Raw genomic sequence first — 10,049 nt, 5'->3', positions numbered from 1 at the left:
GCGGCGGCGATCAATAGTGGAAGGAGGCCTGCAGCCAGAAGCGCTGGCGGTCGTCGCGGCCATCCGCGTCGCGGCCCGCGGCGGTGCGCCCGGGGTTGTGGCCCACCGCATGCGCCCAGCTGGCGCGCAGCGCCCAGCGCTCGCCGGCCAGGTTGGCGCCCAAGCCCGCGCCGCCCAGTCCGTAGGCATTGGGCTGGCCGGCCAGCGCGCCGGTCCAGGGACGCTCGTGCTGCTCGACGCGGCCGTGGTCCGCGAAGGCGATCAGCTGCGCGGCCAGGCCGTTGCCGATGCGCAGCTCGCGGCGCAGTTCGGCGGTGACGATCCAGCCGTTGTCGCCGCTGGCCTCGCCGACCGGGTAGGCGCGCACGCCCGACGGTCCGCCCAACTGGAACTTCTCGGACGAGTCCAGGTTGCGCGCGCTCATCTGGCCGTAGCCGCCGACGAACAGGCCCCAGCCCGGCAGCGCCTGCGCCGTCTGCAGGCGCGAGACGCGCCAGGTCGCCTTGTCGTAGCTGCCCGAGGTGCGGGCGGTCAGCGCGTCGGCGACCTGGTCGCCGGCTTCGCGCAGCGCGACGGTGCCGCTGGTGACGCTCAGGCCGAAGTCGTTCTGCGCGCCGCCCAGCAGGTTGTCCCAGGCGTTGCCGTAGACGTTGACGGTCAGGCGGTTGAGGCGGCGATCGCGCAGCGTCTGGCCCAGCGCGTCGTCGACCAGGGTGCGCTGTTCGCCTTCGGCGGAGACCCAGAGGTTGCGCTCGCGGCCGCGCAGCACCGGATAGCTCAGGCTGGCCGAGACGGTGCGCGCGGTGCCGCGCAGGTCCAGCGGCTTGAGTTCCTCGCCGACGTGATAGTCCAGCCAGGTCGTCGCCAGCTGGGCGCGCAGGCCCGAGGCGCCGACGGCGAAACCGTAGACGAGGGCGGCCTGGCGGCTGCCGCCGGTGCGCGACACGCTGGCCTGCAGCAGGTCCTCGCGGTTGAGCGGACGGATCAGCGAGGCCGCGGCGCCGACGCGCCACTGGCCGGTGTAGCGGTTGTTGTAGTCGTCGACGGAGGCGTCCAGCGCCCAGGCGCGGCCGGTGTCGGCGCGGACGTCGAGACGGCTGGTGCCGGGCTCGTCGCCGCGTTCCAGCGTCGCGCGGGCCTGCACGCCGGGCACGTCGTTGATCAGCAGCAGCGCGCGCTCGAGCTGCTCGTAGCGGACCGGCCCGGCGGCGAGCGCCGCCTCGGCGATCGCGCCCAGGCGCGGCGCCAGGGCGTCGTCGGCGCCGGTCACCCGCACGCGGTTCGCGCCGGACTGCAGGCGGCCGGACAGCACGGCAATCTCCAGCTCGCCCTGGGTCAGGTCTTGCCTGGGCAGGTAGGCGCGGGCGAGCACGAAGCCGCGCTTCTGCAGCGCCGCGGTGACGCGGGCGGCCAGCGCCTGCAGCTGGCTGTGCGACAGCTGGCGGCCCTTCGCGTCGGCGACCAGCGCCTGCAGCTCGGGCTCGGGGACCAGGCCGTCGGCGCCGGTGAAGCGGATGCGGTCGACGCGCGCGCGCAGGCCCGCCTGCTGGTCGTCGCCCAGCGGGGCGTTGACGGTCGGGGTCTTGTCGAGATCGCCGCGCTGCGCGGGCGGGGTCAGGCGGCGCTGCTCGTTGAGCAGCTGGCCGGCATCCGGTGCCGCCGCCCAGGCCAGGCTGACGGACAGGCTCATCAGACTCAGCCCCAGGCCGGCCGCACCTCGGCACGTGCAGTACTTCATTCCCAATCTCCGGTGTTGTGTAGCAAGGGCGCGGTTATCCCGTGCGGCAGCGACCCGGAGTTCTGTCAATTCGCCGTCGATGTTTGGCGATTCGTTCAAGGGCGGCAGTGGGGGTCAGGCCGTGCCCGATTCCGGTAGTTTTTCCGCTCCATTTCCTCCCCCCAGATGGGCGTTTTGGTCGCTGCGCGCCCAACGAGCGTGACCTTGCGTTCTCGTTTTAGCGAGTCGACCCGGACAATCCGCCGATGTCCCGTGCCGCGCCCGCTCCCGCGATCCATCGCCCGTTGCTGCTGCTGGTGGACGACCAGCCCGAGGACCTGCGCTGGTTGACCGCGCTGCTGCATCCGCTCTACCGGCTGGCCTTTGCCGAGAGCGGCCGGGCCGCGCTGCAGAAGGCGCAAGGCCTGGCACCGGACCTGGCGCTGCTGGACGTCGGGCTGCCCGACATGGACGGCTTCGCCTTGTGCCGTCTGCTCAAGGCCGACCCCGCGACGCGCGAGATGCCGCTGCTGTTCCTGAGCGCCCACAACGACGTGGACAGCCGCATCGAGGGCCTGTCGAACGGCGCGGTGGACTTCATCAGCAAGCCCTTCCATCCGCAGGAGGTGCTCGCGCGCGTGCGGGTGCACCTGCATCTGGCCACGTCGCGCCGGCCGGCGGCCGCGGACGAGGTGGCGACCGCGCCCGTGGCCGAGCCCGGCACGCCCGACCAGCGCCTGTTGAACGCGGCACGGCAATACATCGGCGAGCACCTGGGCGAGTCGCTCACGGTGAACCAGATCGGCCGGCAGGTCGGGCTGACCGGCCGGCGGCTGCTGGCGCTGTTCCGCGAGGAACTGGGGCTGACGGTGTCCGGCTACATCAGCGATGAACGCGTGCGGACCGGACAGCGTCTGCTGGCGGACACCGACATGAGCATCACGGATGTGGCGTATCACGTGGGGTACTCCAACGCCGGCAACTTCGCGACCGCGTTCCGCGAGCGCAACGGGCTCAGCCCGCAGGCCTACCGCACGGCGTTGCGCGCGCGGGACGGTGCCGCCTCCGACGATCTGGAACCCTGATGGCCGCCTGGCGCCGATGGGCCGCTGCGCTGGTCGCCGGGATCACCTTCGCCTCCGCTCACGCAGGGCCGGCGCCCGATCAGCCGGCGCCGATGCCGGACGCGCCAAGCGAGGTGCGACGTCAGCCGGTGATCGCGTTGCATGGCGCGGATTCCCGGCGCATCGTGCTCGTCGACCAGGGGCAGCTCTGGATCGAACGCGCGGAGCAGCCGCCCCGCGACGGGCCGGCGCGCTGGCGCGCCGCCGAGCGGGCGGCGCTGTCGCCCGGCTACACGCGGGACACCTACTGGCTGCGCTGGACGCTGCGCCAGGACGGGACTGAACCGACCCGCTACATCCTGATGGTGGACCCGGCGCGGATCGAGTCGGTGGCGCTCTACCGCCGGCGGCTGTTGCCCGACGGCAGCGCGACGCCGTGGACGCGGGCACGCGCCGGCACCGACGCGGCCTTCGCGCAGCGGCCGTTGGCGCTGCGCGAGAGCGCCTTCCCGATGCGCATCGATCCCGGCGAGGTCTGGGAGCTGCGGCTGCGCGCCGCGAGTCGAGGCGCGCTGTCGATCGAGCCGACGCTCTGGGTGGCCGAGGCGCTGATCGACGAGCAGCAATGGCGGGTCTGGCGCGACGGCATGTTGTCCGCGGTCGGGCTGACGTTGGCGGCACTGGCGGCGGGCCTGGCGGTGTCGCTGCGCGACCGCGGTTACGCCTGGATCGCGGCCTTCCTGTCCAGCGCGATGGTCTACGAGATGGCGATGCGCGGCACCGCCTTCCAGCGTTTCTGGCCGGACGCGACCGACTGGGCGCAACGCGCGCTGGGTACAACCGGCGCGCTGACGACCGTGTTCCAGTTGATGGCGCTGGCGACGGTGCTGCGGCTGCGCGTCACGCAGCCGGCGGTGCATCGTGTTCTGCTGGCGGTGGTGGGGCTGAGCCTGGTCGCGGTGGCGGCGTGCATCGGCGCGGACTATCAGACCGGCACGCGCATGGCCGCGCCGACCAACCTCGCGCTGACGGCGATCGGCCTGATCGCGAGCTTCCGGGCGATGCGACGCGGCGATCCGGTCGGCGGCGTGTGGCTGTGTGCGATCGTCGGCGTGGTGCTGGGCATGGCGCCCCGTTACTTCAGCCTGCTGGGTTATCTGCCATACGCGGACTGGATCGAACTGGCCCCGTCGATGGTGGGCACCGCGGGCGCGGCGGCGGTGCTGGTGGCGATGTTGCGGCTGCTGCAACGCGAACGTTTTCAGCGCGCGCAGGCGTTGGAGGCCGCAGTGCTCGAGCGCACCGCGGAACTGGCTCGTGCGAGCGCGCACGCGCAGGCCAGCGACGCCGCGAAGGGCCGGCTGCTGGGCCACATCGGCCACGACCTGCGCGCGCCGCTCGCGTCGATGGTGCAGCTGACGCGGCGGCTGACGCCGGGGGCGGAATTCGAGTCGACCCGCCAGGCGCTGGAGCACGGCGGGGTGATGCTGCTCGACACCATCGACGAACTGCAGCGCTTTGCCCGGAAGCCGACGGCGGAGGCGGACGTGGAGGTGCTGAATGCGCCGGTGTACCTGCACGGGCTCTTGGATGAGCTGGCGCTGCAGTCGCAGGCGTTGATGCTGGCGGGCAAGACCCGGCTGTCGTTGGTCATGGATGAGTCGCTGCCGGCGGTCGTGGCCCTGGATGCGCGACGGCTCCGCCAGGTGCTGCTCAACCTCCTGTCGAATGCGGCGAAGTACGGGCCGTCCGGTGAGGTCGAACTGGCGGCGCGCCTGATGGACGGGCAACTGGTGCTGTCGGTGACCGACGAAGGGCCCGGCCTGACGCCGGAGGATCTGGAACGGATCTTCGACCCATTCACGCGGGGTCGTTCGAGTGGTGACGTGCCGGGTTTGGGACTCGGTTTGGCGATCGCCCGTCAGACGGTCCGCGCGATGCGCGGCGAGTTGAGCGCGCGCAGCGCACCGGGGCAGGGCAGCAGCTTCATCGCGGAGCTCCCGCTGATCGAGGCGACGGAGGCGGAAGTCCAATGGCCGCCCTTGCAGACGCAGGCCGGGATGGAACGGATCGGCGAGGGCTGGGTGGCGGTGGTGTGGGACCGCTGCGCGGCGGTGCGCGAGGTGATGCTGGAGCGGCTGCTGCAATGCGGCTTCGACGCGCGCGAGGTCGAGCGGGCGGAGGAACTGCCCGTGGCGCTCGCGGAAGCGGCGGGGACGGGGCAGGGACTGCTGCTGGCCTCGTCGCCGGAGTCGCTGCCGTCGATCGAGGCGTGGCAGGACTGGCGCGCGCGCTGGCCGGGGATGAAGACGCTGCTGTGCGCGGCGTCGCCGCAGCCGGAATGGCCGGGCGAGGCGGGACTCGTCAAGGTGCCGAAGCCAGCGCCGCAGACGCTGTGGGTGCCGGCGTTGTGGGAGTTGTGCGGGGAGGCGCAACGCCCGTCCTGATCCTGATCGCTCCGCCGGCCGGACACCTCGAATTGCGCCGGTCGACCGCGCGCACGCCGCTTGCCGGTGCCGCTTTCTCGCCTCTTCCCAGGCCGCGCATCAATCCATTCCCAAAACGCATAACCCCGACAAGCGTTGGAGTTACGGCGTGATTACATTGGAACCAGTGTTCGGCGAAGCACCACGCTGAGGCGCGGCATTGGGTCAGCTCCGCGGTCTCCTCCTCTGAAAAACAGGGGCGGGAGCCACCGGAACGGAGCTGACCCAATTCCGCTTTTCATATCCTCAAATTGGAAACCGTCATGAACCAACCCGTCATGGAAGGCTTGCGCCTGAACGTACCGGCCTACGTCAAACACCAGCGCCTCGTCGCCTGGGTCGCCGAGATCGCCGCCCTCACCGAGGCGAAGGACGTCTACTGGTGCGACGGCAGCCAGGCCGAGTACGACCGCCTGTGCCAGCAGCTCGTCGACGCCGGCACCTTCCAGAGGCTGAACCCGGCCAAGCGCCCGGGGAGCTACCTGGCATGGAGCGATCCGAGCGACGTCGCGCGCGTCGAGGACCGCACCTTCATCTGCACGAAGAACAAGCTCGACGCCGGTCCCACCAACAACTGGATGGAACCGGCCGAGATGCGCGCCCTGCTGCAGCAAGGCGACAAGGCCCTGTTCCGCGGCGCCATGCGCGGCCGCACGCTGTACGTCGTGCCGTTCTCGATGGGCCCGATCGGCTCCCCGATCGCCCACATCGGCGTCGAGCTGTCCGACAGCCCCTACGTCGCCGTGAACATGCGCATCATGACCCGCATGGGTCGCGCGGTCCTGGACACGCTGGGCGACAACGGCGAGTTCGTCCCCTGCGTCCACACCGTGGGCGCGCCGCTCGAAGCCGGCCAGGCCGACGTCAAGTGGCCTTGCAACAAGACGAAGTACATCGTCCATTACCCCGAAACCCGCGAGATCTGGTCCTACGGCTCCGGCTACGGCGGCAACGCGCTGCTGGGCAAGAAGTGCTTCGCGCTGCGCATCGCCTCGACGATGGGCCGCGACCAGGGTTGGCTGGCCGAACACATGCTCGTGCTGGGCGTGACCTCGCCGGAAGGCAAGAAGCACCACGTCGCCGCCGCCTTCCCCAGCGCCTGCGGCAAGACCAACTTCGCGATGCTGATCCCACCGACCGGCTTCGAAGGCTGGAAGGTCACCACCATCGGCGACGACATCGCCTGGATCAAGCCCGGCAAGGACGGCCGCCTCTACGCGATCAACCCGGAAGCCGGCTACTTCGGCGTCGCCCCGGGCACCAACTTGCAGACCAACCCGAACTGCATGGCCAGCCTGGACAAGGACGTCATCTTCACCAACGTCGCGCTGACCGACGACGGCGATGTCTGGTGGGAAGGCATGACCGACACGCCGCCGACCCACCTGATCGACTGGCAGGGCAAGGACTGGACCCCGGCGATCGCCAAGGAGACCGGCGCCAAGGCCGCGCATCCGAACGCCCGCTTCACCGTCGCCGCGACCAACAACCCGGCGCTGGACGCCGAGTGGGACAACCCCGCCGGCGTGGCCATCGACGCGTTCATCTTCGGCGGCCGCCGCTCGACGACCGTGCCGCTGGTGACCGAAGCCCGCGACTGGACCGAGGGCGTCTACATGGCCGCGACCATGGGCTCCGAGACCACCGCCGCGGCCGCCGGCCAGCAGGGCGTCGTGCGCCGCGACCCGTTCGCGATGCTGCCCTTCATGGGCTACAACATGGCGGACTACTTCCAGCACTGGCTGTCGCTGGGCGCCAAGCTGGCCCAGTCCGGCGCCAAGCTGCCGGCGATCTTCTGCGTCAACTGGTTCCGCAAGGGCGCCGACGGCAAGTTCGTCTGGCCCGGCTACGGCGAGAACATGCGCGTGCTGAAGTGGATGCTCGAGCGCGTCGACGGTCAGGGCCAGGGCGTCGAGCACGCCTTCGGCACCAGCCCGCGCTACGAAGATCTGAACTGGCAAGGCCTGGCCTTCACGCCGGAACAGTACAAGACCGTCACCCACATCTCGAACGAGGACTGGGCGACGGAGCTGAAGCTCCACGACGAGCTGTTCGTCCAGCTGGCCCAGGGCCTGCCGGCGGAACTGCCCGCCACCAAGGCCAAGATCGAACAGCGCCTGGCCCAGGCCTGATCGTCGCCTGAATTCCATCCGGCGACCGCCTCGAAAGAGGCGGGTCCGGGGGAAGCACAAAAGGCAAAGCCCGCTCGAAGCGATTCGAAGCGGGCTTTTCTTATGCGCAATCTGGCGCGGTGTTCAATGAGAGCCTGCGCTCACATCAGAACCGCTCCAACCTGCGCGGCCAGGCCCATACGGCACCCGGCGGGGTCGGCTGCTCAGCCGTTCAACCGTTCAACGTTCAACCGTTGCGGCGGGCGTTCGCGGCGCGCAGCTCAGCGGCGAAGGAGGGCATGCTCTCTTCGTACTGGGCGGCGAGGGCCAGGATCTCGCGCTCGGCGCGGGCCATCTTGGCGGACTCGATGCGGGCCTTGACGTTGGTGATCGTGCGGGCCCAGACGCGGGCACCGATCGTGGCGAACGTGCCGCCGCGACGCACCGTGCGGCTCAGCGGAAGACCGAAGGTTTGGGTAGCGACGCTCATGGCGATTTCCTTTGATTGGCTTGTTGGGTCGGCTCTGTAGAACCGATGGACCGAACTATAGGGTTTCCCCTAGGCATGCCGCCAATGAAAGATGGGCATCGAATGTATAAACAGCGTGCATATCATTGGGCGGATCGCGTCCGGCCCGTGATGCGCGTCACGCGGGCTTCGGTCAACTGCCAAGGAATGCGCAAGTCCTGACCCCGAGGACGGGTTGGAGGACGTTCGTCTAACCGTCGCGCGGTGGCCATTTCCGCTGGTTTCCCGTGAAAAAGTGCCTTCCATGAGCTTCCGGAACCTCGATCTGAACCTGCTGAAGGTGTTCGACGCCGTCATGGCGGAGCGCTCCATGACCCGCGCCGCGGAGCGCCTGTCGATGACGCAGCCGGCCGTCAGCCATGCGTTGAAGCGGCTGCGCGAAGCCCTGGGCGAGGACCTGTTCGTGCGCCAGGCCTTCGGGATGAAGCCGACGTCGCGGGCCGAAGGGCTCTGGCCGGAGGTCCGGTCGGCGCTGACCCGGCTGCGGGTGGCGCTGGATCCCGGCGACTACCAGCCGACCTCGGAGGAATACACCTTCCGGCTCGCGATGGCCGACGCGACGGCCGCGCTGATCCTGCCGCCGCTGATGCAGCAGCTGGAACGCATGCGCGCCCTGGCCAACGTCCACGTGCTGCCGCTGACCACGCGCGACCCGCGCCTGCTGCTGGAACAGGGCGAGGCCGATTTCGCGCTGGGCTACTTCCCGAACGCGGTCGCCGCGCTGAAGGGGCAGGGCGACATGGCGGCCATCCGGCAGCAGCGCCTGTACGACTCCTACTACGTCTGCGTGATGCGCCGCGCCCACCCGCTGGCCGACCAGGACCTCACGCTCGACGCCTTCTGCCAGGCCCATCACCTGCTGGTGAGTTTCTCGGGTCGGCCCTACGGCTTCGTCGACGAGGCGCTGGCGGCGCTCAAGCGCAGCCGCCGGATCGCGCTGACCGTCAACCAGTTCTTCACCGCCGGCCGGGTGGTGGCGCATTCGGACCTGCTGACGGTGCTGCCCCAGTCCTTCATCACCGCCACCGGCTACCAGGAGGCGCTGATCTACCGCCCGCTGCCGATGCCGCTGTCGCCGGTGCACGTGGACGTCCTCTGGCACCTGCGCAACGAGGACCGCAGCGCCCAGCGCTGGATGCGCGAACGGCTGATCGACGCGGTGCGTCCGCCGTCGGCCGATGCGCCTGCCAACACGCCGGCCGACGTGAGCGGCGACAATCGCGCCCCATGAGCATCGCCCACGACCTTTCCGACGCCGAGTTCGAAGAACTCGACGAACTCCTCGACATCACCCCCGAGCCGCTCGAGCCGCTGGACGCCTCGATGCTGGACGGCTACCTGGCCGGCGTGCTGGTGCAACCCCGCCTGATCCCGATCGAGGAATGGCTGCCGCCGATCTTCGACTATGAAGGTCGCGCGCTGCCCGACGACGTCGATCCCGACTGGCTGGCCCGCATCCGCTCGCTGGTGGAGCGCCGCTTCGCCTCGCTGAACCAGAGCATGCTGGAGCAAGGCTGGTTCTACCCGGTGGTGCTGGACCTCGACGCGGAAGAAGCCGGCGAGGACGCGGACGCCGAGGACGCCGAGGCGCAGGCCGCCGTCGAGCCGGCTGTGGAAGCCGCTGCGGACGGGCCGGTCGATCCGGTCGATCCGGACGCGCCGCAGCTCCCCGACGATCCGATCACCCAGGCGCTGCTGCCCTGGGTCGGCGGTTTCGAGTACGCGGCGGTGACCTTCCCCGACCTGCACGAGCAGGCCGACGACAACATCAACGCGCTGCTCGCGCGCCTGTACCGCCATCTGCCGGCCGAGACGCCGGAGGAGGTGGAGATCGTCGAGCTGCTGAACCAGGAGCATCCGCTCAAGAACATCGACGAAGCCATCGAGGACCTGATCCTGACCGTCGTCGACCTGCAGGAAGCGACGGAGCAGCAGCGTTATCACGTCGAACAGGTGCGTCGCGACGCCCCGAAGCTGGGCCGCAACGATCCCTGCCACTGCGGTTCGGGCAAGAAGTTCAAGAACTGCCACGGCGCGGCCTGATCGCCGCCGGCCGTCACGCCGCGCCCGGGGCGCGGTGAGGATGGTGACGACGAAGAATGCCGTGAAGACGCAAGACGCCGGCCCTCGCGCCGGCGTTTT

General features: G+C 70.1%; 7 protein-coding genes. 5 read left to right on the top strand and 2 right to left on the bottom strand.

What is annotated here, in order from left to right; genetic code table 11:
* Positions 1-10: 10 nt before the first annotated feature.
* The gene (locus tag AC07O8_RS01695) at positions 11-1,690 is read right to left on the bottom strand and encodes a ShlB/FhaC/HecB family hemolysin secretion/activation protein (RefSeq protein ID WP_495046394.1); all 1,680 of its coding nucleotides are present in this window, start codon (positions 1,688-1,690) and stop codon (positions 11-13) included.
* Between the two features lie 293 nt (positions 1,691-1,983).
* Between AC07O8_RS01695 and AC07O8_RS01690 the strand changes: the two genes are divergently transcribed.
* From AC07O8_RS01690 to AC07O8_RS01680, 3 genes are all read left to right on the top strand, one after another.
* A complete protein-coding gene (locus tag AC07O8_RS01690; RefSeq protein WP_495046393.1) occupies positions 1,984-2,802 on the top strand; it encodes a response regulator in 819 nt (272 codons plus the stop codon).
* Positions 2,802-5,228 (top strand): sensor histidine kinase, encoded by a 2,427-nt coding sequence (locus AC07O8_RS01685; RefSeq protein ID WP_495046392.1) that lies wholly within the window; start codon positions 2,802-2,804, stop codon positions 5,226-5,228. Before AC07O8_RS01690 ends, AC07O8_RS01685 begins: the two co-directional genes overlap by 1 nt.
* A 302-nt stretch (positions 5,229-5,530) precedes the next feature.
* A complete protein-coding gene (locus AC07O8_RS01680; protein ID WP_495046391.1) occupies positions 5,531-7,399 on the top strand; it encodes a phosphoenolpyruvate carboxykinase (GTP) in 1,869 nt (622 codons plus the stop codon).
* Positions 7,400-7,625: 226 nt separating this feature from the next.
* Here the strand turns inward: AC07O8_RS01680 and AC07O8_RS01675 are convergent, their stop codons facing one another.
* The gene (locus AC07O8_RS01675) at positions 7,626-7,868 is read right to left on the bottom strand and encodes a hypothetical protein (RefSeq protein WP_067279865.1); all 243 of its coding nucleotides are present in this window, start codon (positions 7,866-7,868) and stop codon (positions 7,626-7,628) included.
* A 283-nt stretch (positions 7,869-8,151) separates the two neighbouring features.
* On the opposite strand from AC07O8_RS01675, the gene AC07O8_RS01670 reads away from it, so the two are divergent.
* Together AC07O8_RS01670 and AC07O8_RS01665 are read left to right on the top strand one after the other, a co-directional pair.
* Positions 8,152-9,138, top strand: coding sequence for a LysR family transcriptional regulator (locus AC07O8_RS01670; RefSeq protein WP_495046390.1), 987 nt, complete (start codon positions 8,152-8,154; stop codon positions 9,136-9,138).
* Positions 9,135-9,950, top strand: a complete 816-nt coding sequence (locus tag AC07O8_RS01665) for a UPF0149 family protein (RefSeq protein ID WP_495046389.1) — start codon at positions 9,135-9,137, stop codon at positions 9,948-9,950. Before AC07O8_RS01670 ends, AC07O8_RS01665 begins: the two co-directional genes overlap by 4 nt.
* Positions 9,951-10,049: the final 99 nt, after the last annotated feature.

It is taken from the genome of Roseateles sp. GW821-FHT09G09, assembly GCF_059415965.1.
Note: the sequence above shows the minus strand (reverse complement) of the source record. Positions and strands in the feature narration are given on the sequence as shown.